A 14,963-nucleotide genomic window follows, 5' to 3' on the forward strand; every position below is an offset into this window, starting at 1 on the left:
AGTGCCGGGGCTGCTGGCGCGCGGGACCATGCTGGTGCCGACTTTGGCGCCGGGCTGCGGGCCGTTTCCGGATCGGCAAGCGCGGTGGATCGGCGAGCCGGGTGATGGCCGCGCCGCCGCCTGCCTTTACGCCGCACTGATGGCCGATGCGGCGCTGGGGCTGATCGGGGCGCAGGCTGTGCTGCTGGTCGAGGGGCGGTTTGCGGGCGCCGAAGTGTTCGTGCGCGCTCTGGCGGCGCTGCGGCCAGACTGCCGCGTGATGGTGGCGGATGGTCCGTGCGATGCGGCGTTCGGCGCGCTGCGGCTGATTGATCCGGGGCTGGTGCCCGCCGCGCGGTTGCGGCAGGTGGAGCCTCTGGCCGGCGACCTTCACGCCTATCGCGCGCGCTGGCTTGGGGAGATCGCCTTGTGATCATTGCCAATATCGCTGATTTTCGCGAAGCCGCGCGGCGGCGGTTGCCGCATTTCCTGTTCGAGTACGTCGACGGCGGGTCTTATGCCGAGGAGACGCTGCGGCGGAATATCTCCGATCTGGCGGGCATCGCGCTGCGCCAGCGGGTGCTGGCCGATGTGGCGGACATTGATCTTTCGGCGGAGCTGTTAGGGCAGAAGCTGGCGATGCCGGTGGCGCTGGCGCCGATCGGCCTTGCCGGGATGAACGCGCGGCGGGGCGAGGTTCAGGCCTTGCGCGCGGCGGAGACGGCGGGCGTGCCCGCGTCGGAGACGAGGGCGATGCGCTCGCCGGCGTGCAGGCGGGCGATCAGGGTTTCCGCCACTTCCCGCTCATTATGTTGATGCGCCGCAATCAATGGCTTGTTCAGGCCAAAGCGCGTCAGCAGGTGCGCCGTGTTGCGCGTATCTTCACAGGCGACGGCGTCGGCAAGGCTCAGCAGATGCAGCGCGCGCAGGCTGATATCGGTCACATTCCCGATCGGCGTGGCCACTATATACAATGTTGCGATAGGATAGACCTGGTGCGCCGCCTCTGTCATGATGGGCAGGCTGGCGATGGAACGGATTTCTTGTACGGTCATTTTGGAGGTTAAATGCTTGCTAATAGTGTGAAGTTACTGCTTGTTTGTGCCGCGACCGGCATGCTGAGCGCTTGCAGCACGCCTTGCGACGCGCCCGGGCAATTGTGCGCGCCTATTGAATCTAACACAAGGCCGCTACCGCCTCCGAAGCCACTGCCGCCCCCCGTGCCGCCGAAACCGCCCGCACCGGAACCCGTCACCTTTGCCGTGGCCGTGCCCGATATTACCGCGTATGACGAAAATGGCGCGCCGCTGGCGCCCGTCAAGGGCAAGCCGGCCACCGGCACGGCACAGGACATGCCGGCCGCCACGGCACCGGCGCCCGCCGATGGCAATGTGCACCACATCGGCCTGCTGCTGCCGCTGCGTTCGACGACCCTGGGTCCCGCCGCCGAACTGCTGCGCGCCGGCTTCATGGCCGCGTACGAACGCGACCGCAGCGGCTTTGAAGTGACGGTGATCGACACGGGTGACGGCAGCAGCGACGTGCTGAACAAGTTTGCGCAAGCGCAAGAGGAACAGGACATCATCGTGGGACCGTTGTCGCGCTCGGCCGTCACGGCCGTGGCGAACAGCGATCTGGTGCGTAAACCAACGATCGCCCTGAACCACCCGGACAACCGCGGCGAAGCGCGCCTGCCGGAAAAAATGCTCGTCATGGGCCTGTCGATCGAGGCGGAAGCGCGCCAGGTCGCCGCCTGGGCCGCCAGCGAACAGCCGGGCGCCAGCGCCCTGATCCTGTCGGCGGGCGCACCGTCGCAGCGCCGCACCAGCGCCGCCTTCAAGCAGGAATGGCTGCGCCAGGGCGGCAAGGTCGAGACGATGGACTTGACGGCCACGAATGGCTACCTGAGCGATGCCGAGCTGGTGCAGCTGCGCGCGCGCCTGGCCGCCACCCCGCCCGGCCTGCTGTTTGCCGCGCTCGACGCCGACCAGGCGCGCCAGCTGCGCGTGGCCATCGGCAGCGATCTGCCCCTGTACGGCACTTCGTCCCTGAATCCCGGCGCCGGACGCGGTGCCAGCGGCCCCGAACTGGACGGCGCGCGCCTGCTGGACTTGCCATGGCAGGTGCAGCGCGACCATCCGCAGGTGATGGTGTATCCGCAGCCGCCGCAGCCGGCCGACGCCCGCCTGACGGCCGACATGGAACGCCTGTACGCGCTGGGCATCGATGCCTTCCGCGTGGCGCGTGAAGTGGCGCTGCGGCCGAACGCGCCCTTCACCCTCGATGGCGTGACGGGCCGCCTGGCCGTGCGCTTCGAGGATGGCCAAAGCATCTTCGAACGCACGGAACAGGCCGCTACCTACCAGCAGGGCGCGCTGGGCACCTGGCCGCCGGCCGCGCCCACGCCCGCCGTCCTGCCGCAGGTGCAATAAGGACCGCCATGCCCTCCCCGCCTGCGCAGACGAAACAGCAACGGGGACGGCAGGGGGAGGACGATGCGCTCGCGTATCTGCTGCGGCAAGGCCTGGTACTGCTGGCGCGCAACTATCTGTGCAAGGGCGGCGAACTGGACCTGATCATGCGCGACGGTGCCAGCATCGTCTTCGTGGAAGTGCGGCTGCGCTCGGGCACGGCCTACGGCGGCGCCCTGGCCAGCATCACGCCGGCCAAGCAGCGGCGCATGGTGGTGGCCGCGCAAACCTGGCTGCTGGGCCAGAAGCGCCTGCCGGCCTGCCGCTTCGATGCCCTGTGCATCGACGGCGGCCACATCAGCTGGCTGAAAAACATTCTGGATATGTAAGCATTTTTAACAGTGCTTGTTCGCCATGCCGCGCGCCTGCACTATAATCGGCAGACTATGAATAATCAACGCATCCTCTCGCACTTCCACGAAAGTGCCGAACTCAAGATCCAGGCCGCTACCGTACTGGCGCAACCCATTGCGCAGGCGATCGACCTGATGTTTTATGCATTGTCCAACGGCAACAAGATCCTCGCCTGCGGCAACGGCGGTTCCGCCGCCGACTGCCAGCATTTCGCGGCCGAGCTGGTCGGGCGCTTCGAACGCGAGCGCTTTCCGCTGCCGGCCCTGGCGCTGACGACGGATACGTCCATCCTGACGGCCGTGGCGAACGACTACAGCTACCGCGAGATCTTCTCGAAGCAGGTGCAGGCCTTCGGCCAGGCGGGCGACATCCTGCTGGCCATTTCCACGTCGGGCAATTCGGCCAACGTGATGGCCGCCGTGGAAGCGGCGCTGGAGCGCGAAATGCGCGTCGTGGCGCTGACGGGCAAGGATGGCGGCGCCATCGGCAAGATGCTGACGGACGCCGACGTGCACATCTGCGTGCCGGCCGAGCGCACGGCGCGCATCCAGGAAGTCCACCTGACCACCATACATTGCATCTGCGACGGCATCGACGTCGCCCTATTCGGAGGAGACGTGAATGACTAAATTCGGTACTGGCCCAGGCTGGAAACGCGTACAACGCCCGCTGGCCACCGCACTGCTGTGCGGCGCCATGCTCACCTCGCTCACCGGCTGCATCGAACTGATGGTCGGCGGCGCGGTGATGGGCGGCGTCGCCGCGGCAGACCGCCGCACCCTGGGCGCCCAGACCGAAGACAAGTCAATCGCCCTGAAAGGCGAATCACGCATCCCCTCCATCGTGGGCGACATCGGCCACGTGAACGTCACCAGCTTCAACCGCCGCGTCCTGCTGACGGGCGAAGTGCGCGACGAGGCCATGAAAAATGCCGTCGAGCGCGAAGTGCGCAATATCGAAGGCGTGGAATCGGTGGCGAATGAACTGATCATCGCCGGCCCCGCCAGCTACACCTCGCGCTCGAACGACGCGCTGATCACGGCCAAGGTCAAGGCCAGCCTGGTGGACATGAAAACCATCTCGGCCGCCTCGTTCAAGGTGGTCACGGAAAACGGCACCGTCTTCCTGATGGGCCGCGTCACCCAGCGCGAAGGCACGGTCGCCTCCGACGTGGCGCGCGGCGTGAGCGGCGTGCAGAAAGTGGTCAAGCTGTTCGACTACATCTCGGAAGCGGAACTGAAGCAGCTGCAGCCGGACCCGCCGCAGCAGCGCACGACAAGCACCGTCAGCGACACGGTCCAGCAGTAAGCACCGCCGCCATCGGGCCTACGGCAGGCCGACGATGCGGCGGCTATAATAGTCACATCGTGGCCGCATCGCCCCGCTTTTCAAGTGAAAACCATGTCAACTTCGCCATCCGCCAGCAAATCCTGGGTCAAGCCCGCCCTCATCGCCGTCTTCGTGGCGGGCGTGGCAGCGGCCGGTTACCTGTCGCTGAATGACAAGCAGAGCGCACCGGATGTGACCTTCCACGGCATCCATGGCGAGAAAATCAGCTCGGCGAGCCTGCGCGGCAAGGTGGTGATGGTCAATTTCTGGGCCACCTCGTGCACCACCTGTGTGGCGGAAATGCCGGAAATGGTCGATACCTACAACAAGTACAAGGGACAGGGCCTGGAATTCGTCGCCGTGGCCATGAAGTACGACCCGGCCAACTACGTGCTGAACTTTGCCGAAACGCGCCAGCTGCCCTTCAAGGTAGCGCTCGACGTGACGGGCGAAGCGGCCAAGGCCTACGGCGACGTGGCCCTCACGCCCACCACCTTCGTGCTCGACAAGCAGGGCAAGATCCTCAAGCGCTACGTGGGCAAGCCGGAGTTCGCCGAACTGCACAAATTGCTGGAAACGGCCATCGCCGGCTGATCCAGCGCAAGCCCGCCTGGCGGCACGGCACAAAACCCTGTTGCCAAGTGTTGCCAAACCGTTATAACCTTCCCTTGCGTGATCCCATTCACCTTGTGAAGGCCAGCCGTGTCCCTAGCCGCCCAACCGCCCGACCCGCAACAACTCAAGACCTGGCTGCTTGCCGCCGCCAACAAGGACGCCAAGGCGTTCCGCCAGCTATATAACTGCACTTCATCGAAACTGTTTGGCTTCGCGCTGCGTATATTGCATAAGCAAGAGCTCGCTGAAGAAGCCTTGCAGGAGGGTTTCGTCGCCATCTGGAACAACGCCGCCGCTTACCAGAGCCATCTGGCAGCGCCGATGACCTGGATGGCCACCATCGTGCGCAACAAGGCGTTCGATGTGCTGCGGCGCAGCGACGATACCGTGGAAATCGATGCCGACCAGTTTGATAGCGAAGTCATGAATGCACTCAGAGACCCCCAGGCCACGCCCATCGAATCGCTGCAGCTGAGCGGCGATGCCAAGGCGCTGGCGTTTTGCATGTCGGCCCTGGAAGGGCTGCACCGGCAGGTGGTCGCCCTGGCGTTTTATCATGACCTGTCGCACAGTGAAGTGGCAGAGCAGATGTCGCTGCCGATCGGCACCGTGAAGACCTGGATACGCCGCAGCCTGGAACGGCTGCGCACGTGCCTGGCAAAACGGGAGGCATCATGAATATCCGCGGCAATGAGGTGCTGCGCCAGAAACTGGCGTCCGAATACGTGCTCGGCACCCTGAAAGGGGGCGCGCGGCGGCGTTTCGAAGGCTGGCTGCACAACGACGCCGATTTGCGCAATATCACGGCCGAATGGCGCCAGCGCCTGGAACCGATGGCCGAATTCGCCACGCCCGTGGCACCGCCCAAGCGCGTGTGGCAGCAGATCGAGCAGCGCCTGCACCTGACGCCGCACGGCGGCTGGTCGCTGTTCCGCGATTCGCTGTCGTTCTGGCGTGGTCTGGGCATGGCCTCGAGCGCCATCGCCGCGCTGCTGGTGATCGTCGTGGCCACGCGCGTGCTCGACGCTCCGCAGATCAGCTATGTGGCCAGCCTGACGGACGAGAAAGCGCAAACGGCCCTGCTGCTGACGGCCGACAGCCGCCACGGCGCCCTCGACGTGCGCATGGTGGGCAACGCGCCCGTGCCGAGCGATAAGGACCTGGAACTGTGGGCCGTGCCGAAGAGCGGCAATCCCCGCTCCCTGGGCTTGCTGGCCGACAAGGGCAGCGTGAAACTGGCCCTGTCGCAGCGCGCCATCGGCAGCGACGTGGCCCTCTTGGCCGTCACCCTAGAGCCGAAAGGCGGTTCGCCGAATCCGAACGGACCGACGGGACCGATTCTCTACAAGGGTAACTGGGTGAAAATATAGTCTTACTTAGGATACAAAATCATCTGCGTGCAGCGGAACAGGGCGATCGTCTTGCCCGTTTCCTTGCTTTTCACCACGGCATCCCACACTTGCGTGTTGCGGCCCTTGTGCTCGACCTTGGCCGTGCAGGTGATGGTGCCGTCGCGGGCCGTGCCCAGGTGGTTCGACTTCAGTTCGATGGTGGTGAAGTTCTCCGCGCCCTCGGGCAGGTTGGCGATGCAGCCGTAGCCGGAAGCCGTGTCGGCCAGGGTCACGACGCTGCCCGCGTGCAGATAGCCGTTCGGCGCCAGCAGGTGCGGCAGCACGGGCAGTTCCGCCGTCAGCTGGCCGTCGCCCACTTGCGTGATGACGATGCCCAGGTGGCCGGGCAGGCGGCCGACGCCACGTTCATTCAACAGTGCTACGGTGATTTCGGGATGGCTCATGCGGCTCCTTGTGCGGGTGACTCCGGACAGCGGATCTGCCGGAAAATACTATGATGATAGCAACTTTCCCCGCCTCGGTTTGGCGCCCGCCTATTTTCGGCCACGCCGGCGTTTCCACCACACGAGGGTCCCCGTCAGCAGGAACAGCAAGGGCATCAGGCCGAAGGCGGTCATGAAGCTGCGTCCGGCCACGCCGAAGGCCTGGCCCGAGTGCAGGGGAAATTGCCAGCCCAGGAAGCGCTCGCCATACGGCGCCGTCAGCGGGTCGCGGATGCGCAGGGCCTGGCCGCTGCGCGCGTCCAGGGTGAGGCGCGTGGCGCCGTCGCCGTGGGCGATTTCGTCCGGCTGGCGCACGCGGATGTCATACGGCTGCTCCGGTTTCGCCGGCAGCACGATGCGCGACACGCGCGCCTGCGGATACAGCCGCTGCGCGGCGGCCATGGCCTGGCCCGCATCGAGCACGGCGCCATCCTGCTGCACATTTTTCAATTTCGCCGTGTCCGGCACCGTCGACACGAGGTCCACCAGCGGCACGATCAATTGCGGCAGATTGAAATAGATGCCGGAAAAGGCGATCACGGCCAGCACGGGCGCGGCAAAGAAGCCGGCCGCCTTGTGCAAGGTGTAATGGAAACGGGGCCAGGAGCCGCCATGCGACACCGTCAGGGCGCGCCGGATGGCCGCCCACTGCAGGCGCGGCCACCACAGGTAGATGCCGGTGAGCGCCATCAGGAGCAGGGCCACGCCGGAAATGCCCGTGACCGTCTTGCCCACGTCGCCCGACAGCAGATAGCGGTGCAAATGAAACATGCCCGACATCAACAGCGGGCGCGTGAGGCCGAAGCGGCCCCAGTCGCGCTCGCCCTTCACCTGCAGGGTGTAGGGGTCGACCATCACCTGGCGCACGATGGCCTGGCGCCATGGGGAAGGCTTGCCCGCCTGGCGGTACGAAGCCACGTAGACGTCGCGCGCATCGGCGGGCGGATTGAGCTGTGCCGGCTTGCCGTAGGCGGGGTCGGCAGTCAGCTGGTCCACCACGGCCTGCAGCGTGCGCGGCGTCACCTGGAACACCTGGCCAGGCGCGGGCGCGCTGGCCTGCAACAAATCCGGATTGAGCCAGGCGTCGAGTTCCGGCATCCAGGCGATGGCCGAGCCCGTCAAGCCCAGCAGGACGAACAGGGCGCCGAACCACAGCCCCGCATACAGATGCAGCTTGGCTAACAACCATTTGATCGGGCGCTTGGACATGAAGGGGGACTCTGGGAATTTTGGGCTGCGGAACGATAGCATGAAAGAGAGGGAGTGAAAATCATTATCAACTGGCCTCCTGCCTGGCCTGGATAGCGCAAATGAATTGCAACAAGCGCTGACACCATGGCGATTTTCTTGCTACTATTCGCCCATGTCTTCCCGCCAGCCCACCCGCAAGCCTTACGGCAAGCCTGCCCACCACCCGGTGTCCGCCCTCGCGCGCACGCCGTGGCAGCTGTGCGTGGCGCTGTTCAGTGCGCTGGCCCTCGTGTTCCTGCTGTCGACGGCCGCTTCGCACCTGCACAAGACGACCCTCGACGCGGAAGAGTGCGCACTGTGCGCCACCGTCATCGACAAGGTGGCCGACATCGCCGTGCCGCCGGCCATCGCCGAGCCACCGGCCCAGTTACTGCCATACCGCCTGCTGACCGCCGCGCCGGCGGCCCTGGCACCCGTCGCCATTCTCGTCTTGCCGCCCGTGCGCGGCCCGCCTGCCGCCTCGCTGTAGTTCCCACGCTGTTTTTCCTTTTTCGGGCTGTCCCTGGTCGCGCCGTCATGCGCGCCGGGCCGCCTGGCGTTGACTATTCTTGAGGTTTACCATGCAACACACTCCCCGTCTGAGCGCGCTGTCGCTCGCCCTTGCCAGCCTGTTTACCGTGTCCGCCCATGCCGCCGACCCTGCCGATGCCAGCCCCGCTGCCGCCGGCACCGACGCCGCGCCGCAGGAAATGCAAAGGGTGGAAGTCACTTCCGCCCACCTGCGAAGCGCGCGCATCGAGCTGTCGCCGAAAGTCGGCACCACCATCTACAGCATCGACAGCCACATGGTCGACATGCTGGGGCAGGGCGACAACACGCCATTCAATGAAGTGCTGCTGCGCCTGCCGGGCGTGTCGCAGGATTCGAAGGGCTCCGGCGCCCTGCACGTGCGCGACGATCATGCCAACGTGCAATACCGCATCAATGGCGTGCAGTTGCCGGAGAGCATCAGCGGCTTTGGCCAGTCCATCGACACGCGCTTGATCGACAAGACGGATTTCATGACGGGCGCCTTGCCGGCCCAGTTCGGCCTGCGCACGGCCGGCATCGTCGACATCGAAACAAAAGAGGGCGGCATGACGCCGGGCGGACGCATCGGCATCCTTGTCGGCAGCCACGACCACGTGGAGCCGAGTGCCGAATTTTTCGGCAGCGTCGGCAAGTTCAATTACTACCTGTCCGGCAGCTACCTGGGCAATGCGCTGGGCGTGGAAAACCCGCAGGACACGCGCAGCGCCCTGCACGACAAGACGCGCCAGAACAAATCGTTCGGCAGCCTGTCGTATTTCCTCGATGACAATACGCGCCTGGGCGCCATGTTCGGCACGTACAACGGCCGCTTCCAGATCCCGAACAACCCGGACCAGGCGCCCGCCTTCTCGCTGGCCGGCCACAGCGATGCGCAGGCGGGCACGTCCAGCCTGCCTTCGTCGCAGCTCGATGAAAACCAGCGCGAAGTGAACCGCTTCCTCGTGCTGTCGCTGCAGAAGAGCCTGGGCGACGTCAATTACCAGGTGTCCGCCTTCCACCAGTATTCGGAACTGCACTTCACGCCCGATCCCATCGGCGACCTGATCTACAACGGCGTCGCTTCCGACTCGCGCCGCTCGAACAGCGCGTCCGGCGCCCAGTTCGACATCAGCTACAAGCTGCACCAGGACCACACGGTGCGCGCCGGCCTGGCCTACACGCGCCAGAAGACAACGAGCGACAACACGGTGGCCGTCTTCCCCGCGCTGGACGGCACGCAAACCGCCACCACGCCGGTCAGCATCCTGGACAACAGCGGCAAGACGGGCACCCTGGCCAGTTTCTACCTGCAGGATGAATGGCACATCAGCAAGCCCCTGACCCTGAACTATGGCGCCCGCTTCGACAAGGTCTCCGCCTATACGAACGAGCAGCAATGGAGCCCGCGCGTCAACCTGGCATACCAAATCGCACCGGGCACGGCCCTGCACGCGGGCTATTCGCGCTACTTCACACCGCCGCCGCAGGAACTGGCCGCGCAAGGCAGCATCGACCTGTACGCGAACACGACGAATGCGCCGGAAATCGGCCAGTCCGACAACGTCAAGTCCGAGCGCACGCACTACTATGACGTGGGCATCAGCCACCAGGTCACACCGAAGCTGACCGTGACGGCGGATGCATATTACAAAAAAATCAACAACCTGCTGGACGAAGGCCAGTTCGGTCAGGCGTTGATCCTCACGCCGTTCAACTACGCGGACGGCTACGCCAAGGGCCTGGAACTGTCCGCCATCTACAGCGAGAAGAACTGGGGCCTGTTCCTCAACGCCAGCACGCAGAAGGCGCAGGGGCGCAACATCAATTCGGGCCAGGCCCTGTTTGGCGCCGATGAGTTGAACTACATCAGCAAGAACTATGTCTACCTCGATCATGACCAGAAATACACGCTGTCCGGTGGCGGCCACTACCACTTTGGCGATTCGCAAGTGAGCACTGACTTCCTGTACGGCAGCGGCCTGCGCATGACCCCTGAGGGCGGCGCACCGAATTCCGGCCATCTGCCCGGCTATTTCACCGTCAACGCGGCGCTCACGCACACATGGAAGAACACGCCGGTGGGCAAGGTGGAGGGTCGCCTGGCCTTGATCAACCTGTTCGACAAGTCTTACCTGCTGCGCGACGGTTCCGGCGTGGGCGTGGGCGCGCCGCAATACGGCGCCCGCCGCAGCATCTATGCCGGCCTGTCCACCAGTTTTTAACACCTGACAGTACCTACTGCGCGGCGTGGGGCGCGGCCTCCGATGCTCACTGTGCTAAAGCACAGCTGCGCTTCTCGGCCACGCCGCACATCCGCTCGCTACGGTTCTGTCCAGGTGTTGTAAGTCGCGCGAGGACAGCGGCAGGGAGCAACGCCTGCCGCTGTCGGTTGCCGTCATGTATCAGGTATCGCCCCAGGCGATGGGCGCCTGGCCATGCGCCTGCAGGTAGGCATTCGCCTGGCTGAACGGCTTGCTGCCAAAGAAACCTTTGCTGGCAGACAAGGGAGAAGGGTGGGGCGCCGCCAGCACCAGATGCTTGCCGGGGTCGATCAGGGGGCGCTTGGCTTGCGCGTAGCCGCCCCACAGGATGAACACCAGATGCTCGCGCTCGGCCGACAGGTGGCGGATCGCGCTGTCCGTCAGCTTTTCCCAGCCCTTGGCCGCGTGCGAACCGGCCGCCCCGGCGCGCACCGTCAGCACGCTGTTGAGCAAGAATACCCCTTGCCGTGCCCAGTCGGACAAATCCGTGCGTGCACGCTCGATGCCCGCATCCGTGGCGAGCTCCTTGAAGATGTTCTGCAGGCTGGGCTGCGGCGGATGACCGTCCGGCACGGAAAAGCACAAGCCCATGGCCGCGCCGGGCGTGTGATACGGGTCCTGCCCCAGGATCACCACCTTGACCTGCCCGAACGGCGTCAGGTCGAAGGCGCGGAAAATGTACTTTCCGGGAGGACAGCACGGCCCCGCCGCATATTCCCCCTTCACGAAGGCGGCCAGGCGTTCCCAGTAGGGCTGGGCGAATTCCCCCTCCAGCCGCGCCTTCCACGATGCGTCGATGCGTACGTCCATGCGCCACCTCATAGCGTATTTATCAATCATGCCTTTTCAGCATGCCAGTATAGGATGCTCAGGCGATGAGGCGCATACGATACGCACAGGCAAAAAAAAACCGCCCGGCTAGAGCGGACGGTTTTTGATATGGCGCAAGGTGCTTAGAAATTCAGCGCCGATTCCACGCCGGCGCTGTGCGCCTGTTCATCCGCGTGGTACGAGCTGCGCACCATGGCGCCCACGGCGGCGTGGGTGAAGCCCATTTTATACGCTTCCTCTTCGAACATTTTGAAGACGTCCGGGTGCACGTAGCGGCGCACGGGCAAGTGGCTGTTCGACGGCGCCAGGTACTGGCCGATGGTCAGCATGTCGATGTCGTGCTCGCGCATGTCGCGCATGACTTGCAGGATTTCCTCGTCCGTCTCGCCCAGGCCCACCATGATGCCGGACTTGGTCTTCACGTCCGGGTACATGGCCTTGAAGTCCTTCAGCAGTTTCAGCGAGTGCATGTAGTCGGAGCCGGGACGGGCTTCCTTGTACAGGCGCGGCGCCGTTTCCAGGTTGTGGTTCATGACGTCAGGCAAGCCATCCTTGAACAGGTTCAGGGCTTTTTCCAGGCGGCCGCGGAAGTCGGGCACCAGCACTTCGATGCGTGTGTTCGGCGACAGGGCGCGCGTTTGCTGGATGCACTCGACGAAATGGCCGGCGCCGCCGTCGCGCAAGTCATCGCGGTCGACGGAGGTGATGACGACGTAGTTCAGGCGCAGCTTGGCGATGGTTTTCGACAGGTTGGACGGCTCGTCCTTGTCCAGCGGGTCGGGACGGCCATGGCCCACGTCGCAGAACGGGCAGCGGCGCGTGCACTTGTCACCCATGATCATGAAGGTGGCCGTGCCCTTGCCGAAGCATTCGCCGATGTTCGGGCAGCTGGCTTCCTCGCACACGGTGACGAGCTTGTTTTCGCGCAGGATATCCTTGATTTCATAGAAACGCGTGGATGCCGAGGCGGCCTTGACGCGGATCCAGTCCGGCTTTTTCAGGCGCTCGATCTGTTCGATCGGGACGATCTTGATCGGGATGCGCGACGTCTTGCTGGCGCCTTTTTGCTTTTCGCTCGGGTTGTACGCGGGAGCGGCGGTCGCGGCGGGGGCGGTGCTGGAAATGGTCTCAGAAGTCATGGCTGCAAGCCCTTGACGGGCGTAGTTTGGTTTGTTTGCTCAGGCATCCGCTGCCTGAGGCGCGCCTGCGGCGCTGTTTACCTCGGTTACATCGAGTAATACGGTCAATTCATGGGCCAGGGCCCGCTGCACCTCGGCCAGCGGCGCCGAAACGCCCATGCTGCGCATGTCCACCGTCTTCAGGCCGGAATAACCGCAGGGATTAATCCAGGAAAACGGCGCCAGGTCCATCGCCACGTTGAGCGATACGCCATGGTAGGTGCAGCCATTGCCGCGCACTTTCAGTCCCAGCGCGGCGATCTTCGCACCCTTGTCTGGCCCGCCGGCAATATAAATGCCGGGCGCGCCATCGATGCGCTCGCCTGCGAGATTATACGCCGCCAGCACGTTGATGATGGCTTGCTCGATTTTATGCACGAACTGGCGCGCATACAGCTTGCCGCCCGGCTTGTTGCGGCGCAAGTCCATCAGCAGGTAAATCACCACCTGGCCGGGGCCGTGGAAGGTGACTTCGCCGCCGCGGTCCGTCTGCACCACGGGGATCGCGTCGGCGCCGGCCAGCAGATGGCCGCGGTCGGCCGCCAGGCCCAGGGTAAACACGGGCGGATGCTCGACGATCCACAGTTCGTCGCGCGTGTCCGTCGTGCGCGCGTCGGTAAACGCCCGCATGGCGGCAAAGGTCGGCTCGTAATCGACGCGGCCCAGCTCGCGGATCAGCGCCGCTTCGGTTCGGGTGGTGGTCATGACAGATTCTGTAATCAGCTGCCGGCGCCCTGCGGACGCTGCGGCGAAGCCGTGATTATAAGCCAGGCCGCCAATTCATTCAGCCGCGAGTGCCGCGTCGTTGCCGGGAGGCAGCAGCAAGCTGCCCAATTTTTGTGCAGCGTGGCGCACCTGGGCCAGGCTCAGGGCCGTATAGCCCAGCAGCACGGCCGGCGCCAACTTTGCGCTGTTGCAAAAGTCGCCCAGCGGCTGCAGCGCCAGCCCGTCCTGCGCCGCGCGCGCGCAAAACGCCCGCTCGTCGCTGTCCGGCGCCAGCCACAGTACGCAATGGAAGCCCGCCTGCTGGCCGGAAATCGTGTAACGCCCGGGCGCCGTCTGTTCCAGGCAGGCCAGCAGCAGGTCGCGCCGCTCCTTGTAGGCCAGGCGCGCCTGGCGCAAATGGCGCACGAAGGCGCCTTCCTCCATCCAGGCGGCCAGCGCCAACTGCTCCGTCACGCCCACGGAACGCCCCGTCAGCTGCAAGGTGCGCAGCAGCAATGGCCGCAAGCCGGGCGGCAAGACCATGAAGCCCACGCGCAGGCCGGCGAACAGGGTCTTGTTGAAGCTGCCGCAGTAAATCACGCGCTGGTACTGGTCCAGCGCCTTCAGGGCCGCCAGCGGCGCGCTCTGGTAATTGAATTCGCTGTCGTAATCGTCTTCCACCACCCAGGCGCCGTTGTCATTCGCCCATTCCAGCAGGGCCAGGCGGCGCGTGACGGACATGGTCACGCCCAGCGGCGACTGGTGCGCCGGCGTCACGTAGGCCAGGCTGGCGTCGGGGTGCAGGCGCAGGACGGCGCTGTCGATGCCCTCGGCGTCGACGGGGATGTCCACGGGCACGGCGCCGGCCAGGGCGAACAGGGCGCGCGCGGCCGGGTAGCCGGGGTCTTCCAGGCACACCTTGTCGCCATCGCGCACGATGCTGCGCGCCAGCAAGTCGAGCGCATGGCGGATGCCGGTGGTGACGACGATGTCCTGCGGGTCGCAGCGGATGCCCCGGTACTTGCCCAGGTAATCGGCGATCTGCTGGCGCAGCGGGGGCTGGCCGGCCGGGTCGGCGCTGCACAGCTGCTCAGGCGTGGCGGCGGCCAGCGCCCGCGCGGCGCATTTCGACCAGGCGGCCAGGGAAAACAGGCTCGCGTCGGCGCGCCGGGCAACGAACGGCAGGCCATCGCGCACGCCCGTGTCGGGGACCAGGGCAGAGGCGGGCGCCGGCATGGCGGACAGGGCGGCAGGGCCATCCTCGCCAAAGCCGGCCATCAGGAAGCGTTCCGGCACGACGGCGCACACGCGCGTGCCGGAGCCGGGCACGCGCGTCACGTACGCTTCCGCATGCAGGCGGTCGAAGACGGTTTCGATGGTGCCGCGCGACAACTCCCACCGTTCCGCCAGGGTGCGGCTGGACGGCAGGCGGCTGCCCGCCGGCAGCACCTTCGTCAGGATGGCCGAGCGCAGCGCCTCATAGGCGCCGTCCTGCTTGCTGACGCCGGCCTTGTCGAGCCAGCTGGTCGGGCGGGGCAAGTCCAGCGCTAGCGGTGATTTTCCTCGCGGCATGATGATGATCGTCCAAGTGGTCCAATGAAATTTCTGATGACTGGCACTTCGCATTACACCACAACCATTTTAC

General features: G+C 65.3%; 15 protein-coding genes and 3 pseudogenes. 11 read left to right on the plus strand and 7 right to left on the minus strand.

Annotated features, from left to right (window positions below; all coding sequences use genetic code 11):
- Both EBS11_RS17600 and EBS11_RS17605 read left to right on the plus strand, forming a co-directional pair.
- A pseudogene (locus EBS11_RS17600) lies at positions 1–412 on the plus strand (hypothetical protein); the annotation flags it as partial.
- Positions 409–714 (plus strand): annotated as a pseudogene (locus EBS11_RS17605) (alpha-hydroxy-acid oxidizing protein); the annotation flags it as partial. The pseudogenes EBS11_RS17600 and EBS11_RS17605, both read left to right, overlap by 4 nt.
- Here EBS11_RS17605 and EBS11_RS17610 read toward each other — a convergent pair.
- A pseudogene (locus EBS11_RS17610) lies at positions 696–1,034 on the minus strand (SAM-dependent methyltransferase); the annotation flags it as partial. The pseudogenes EBS11_RS17605 and EBS11_RS17610 overlap by 19 nt on opposite strands.
- Before the next feature lie 165 nt (positions 1,035–1,199).
- On the opposite strand from EBS11_RS17610, the gene EBS11_RS17615 reads away from it, so the two are divergent.
- From EBS11_RS17615 to EBS11_RS17645, 7 genes are all read left to right on the plus strand, one after another.
- A complete protein-coding gene (locus EBS11_RS17615; RefSeq protein ID WP_290604805.1) occupies positions 1,200–2,411 on the plus strand; it encodes a penicillin-binding protein activator in 1,212 nt (403 codons plus the stop codon).
- An 8-nt stretch (positions 2,412–2,419) separates the two neighbouring features.
- Positions 2,420–2,779 (plus strand): YraN family protein, encoded by a 360-nt coding sequence (locus EBS11_RS17620; RefSeq protein ID WP_290604806.1) that lies wholly within the window; start codon positions 2,420–2,422, stop codon positions 2,777–2,779.
- Positions 2,780–2,836: 57 nt separating this feature from the next.
- A complete protein-coding gene (locus EBS11_RS17625) occupies positions 2,837–3,433 on the plus strand; it encodes a phosphoheptose isomerase (RefSeq protein ID WP_034752465.1) in 597 nt (198 codons plus the stop codon).
- The gene (locus EBS11_RS17630; RefSeq protein ID WP_131375001.1) at positions 3,426–4,112 is read left to right on the plus strand and encodes a BON domain-containing protein; all 687 of its coding nucleotides are present in this window, start codon (positions 3,426–3,428) and stop codon (positions 4,110–4,112) included. Before EBS11_RS17625 ends, EBS11_RS17630 begins: the two co-directional genes overlap by 8 nt.
- A gap of 93 nt (positions 4,113–4,205) precedes the next feature.
- Entirely contained in the window at positions 4,206–4,727 is a 522-nt protein-coding gene (locus EBS11_RS17635) for a TlpA disulfide reductase family protein (RefSeq protein WP_290604809.1), read from the plus strand.
- Positions 4,728–4,835: 108 nt separating this feature from the next.
- Positions 4,836–5,426: a sigma-70 family RNA polymerase sigma factor gene (locus EBS11_RS17640; RefSeq protein ID WP_290604811.1), complete on the plus strand. Its 591-nt coding sequence runs from the start codon at positions 4,836–4,838 to the stop codon at positions 5,424–5,426.
- Entirely contained in the window at positions 5,423–6,118 is a 696-nt protein-coding gene (locus EBS11_RS17645) for an anti-sigma factor (RefSeq protein ID WP_290604814.1), read from the plus strand. The genes EBS11_RS17640 and EBS11_RS17645 overlap by 4 nt, the downstream gene beginning before the upstream one ends.
- A gap of 2 nt (positions 6,119–6,120) precedes the next feature.
- Here the strand turns inward: EBS11_RS17645 and EBS11_RS17650 are convergent, their stop codons facing one another.
- Together EBS11_RS17650 and EBS11_RS17655 are read right to left on the minus strand one after the other, a co-directional pair.
- Positions 6,121–6,543, minus strand: coding sequence for a PaaI family thioesterase (locus EBS11_RS17650; RefSeq protein WP_290604816.1), 423 nt, complete (start codon positions 6,541–6,543; stop codon positions 6,121–6,123).
- A 90-nt stretch (positions 6,544–6,633) separates the two neighbouring features.
- Positions 6,634–7,791: a PepSY-associated TM helix domain-containing protein gene (locus EBS11_RS17655; protein WP_290604818.1), complete on the minus strand. Its 1,158-nt coding sequence runs from the start codon at positions 7,789–7,791 to the stop codon at positions 6,634–6,636.
- A 154-nt stretch (positions 7,792–7,945) separates the two neighbouring features.
- Between EBS11_RS17655 and EBS11_RS17660 the strand changes: the two genes are divergently transcribed.
- Both EBS11_RS17660 and EBS11_RS17665 read left to right on the plus strand, forming a co-directional pair.
- On the plus strand, positions 7,946–8,302 hold the full coding sequence (locus EBS11_RS17660; protein WP_290604820.1) for a hypothetical protein: 357 nt from the start codon (positions 7,946–7,948) through the stop codon (positions 8,300–8,302).
- 91 nt (positions 8,303–8,393) lie between these two features.
- Entirely contained in the window at positions 8,394–10,565 is a 2,172-nt protein-coding gene (locus EBS11_RS17665; protein ID WP_290604822.1) for a TonB-dependent receptor, read from the plus strand.
- A gap of 180 nt (positions 10,566–10,745) precedes the next feature.
- Here EBS11_RS17665 and EBS11_RS17670 read toward each other — a convergent pair whose 3' ends face one another.
- The 4 genes from EBS11_RS17670 to EBS11_RS17685 all read right to left on the minus strand — a co-directional run bounded on the left by EBS11_RS17670 (position 10,746) and on the right by EBS11_RS17685 (position 14,890).
- On the minus strand, positions 10,746–11,414 hold the full coding sequence (locus EBS11_RS17670) for a uracil-DNA glycosylase (protein ID WP_290604824.1): 669 nt from the start codon (positions 11,412–11,414) through the stop codon (positions 10,746–10,748).
- Positions 11,415–11,557: 143 nt separating this feature from the next.
- Entirely contained in the window at positions 11,558–12,574 is a 1,017-nt protein-coding gene (gene lipA, locus EBS11_RS17675; RefSeq protein WP_290604826.1) for a lipoyl synthase, read from the minus strand.
- A gap of 39 nt (positions 12,575–12,613) precedes the next feature.
- Positions 12,614–13,318 (minus strand): lipoyl(octanoyl) transferase LipB, encoded by a 705-nt coding sequence (gene lipB / locus EBS11_RS17680; RefSeq protein WP_290604828.1) that lies wholly within the window; start codon positions 13,316–13,318, stop codon positions 12,614–12,616.
- A 75-nt stretch (positions 13,319–13,393) separates the two neighbouring features.
- The gene (locus EBS11_RS17685) at positions 13,394–14,890 is read right to left on the minus strand and encodes a PLP-dependent aminotransferase family protein (RefSeq protein ID WP_290604830.1); all 1,497 of its coding nucleotides are present in this window, start codon (positions 14,888–14,890) and stop codon (positions 13,394–13,396) included.
- Between the last annotated feature and the right edge of the window lie 73 nt (positions 14,891–14,963).

Source organism: Janthinobacterium sp. (genome assembly GCF_009923995.1).
Classification (GTDB): Bacteria; Pseudomonadota; Gammaproteobacteria; order Burkholderiales; family Burkholderiaceae_D; genus Janthinobacterium.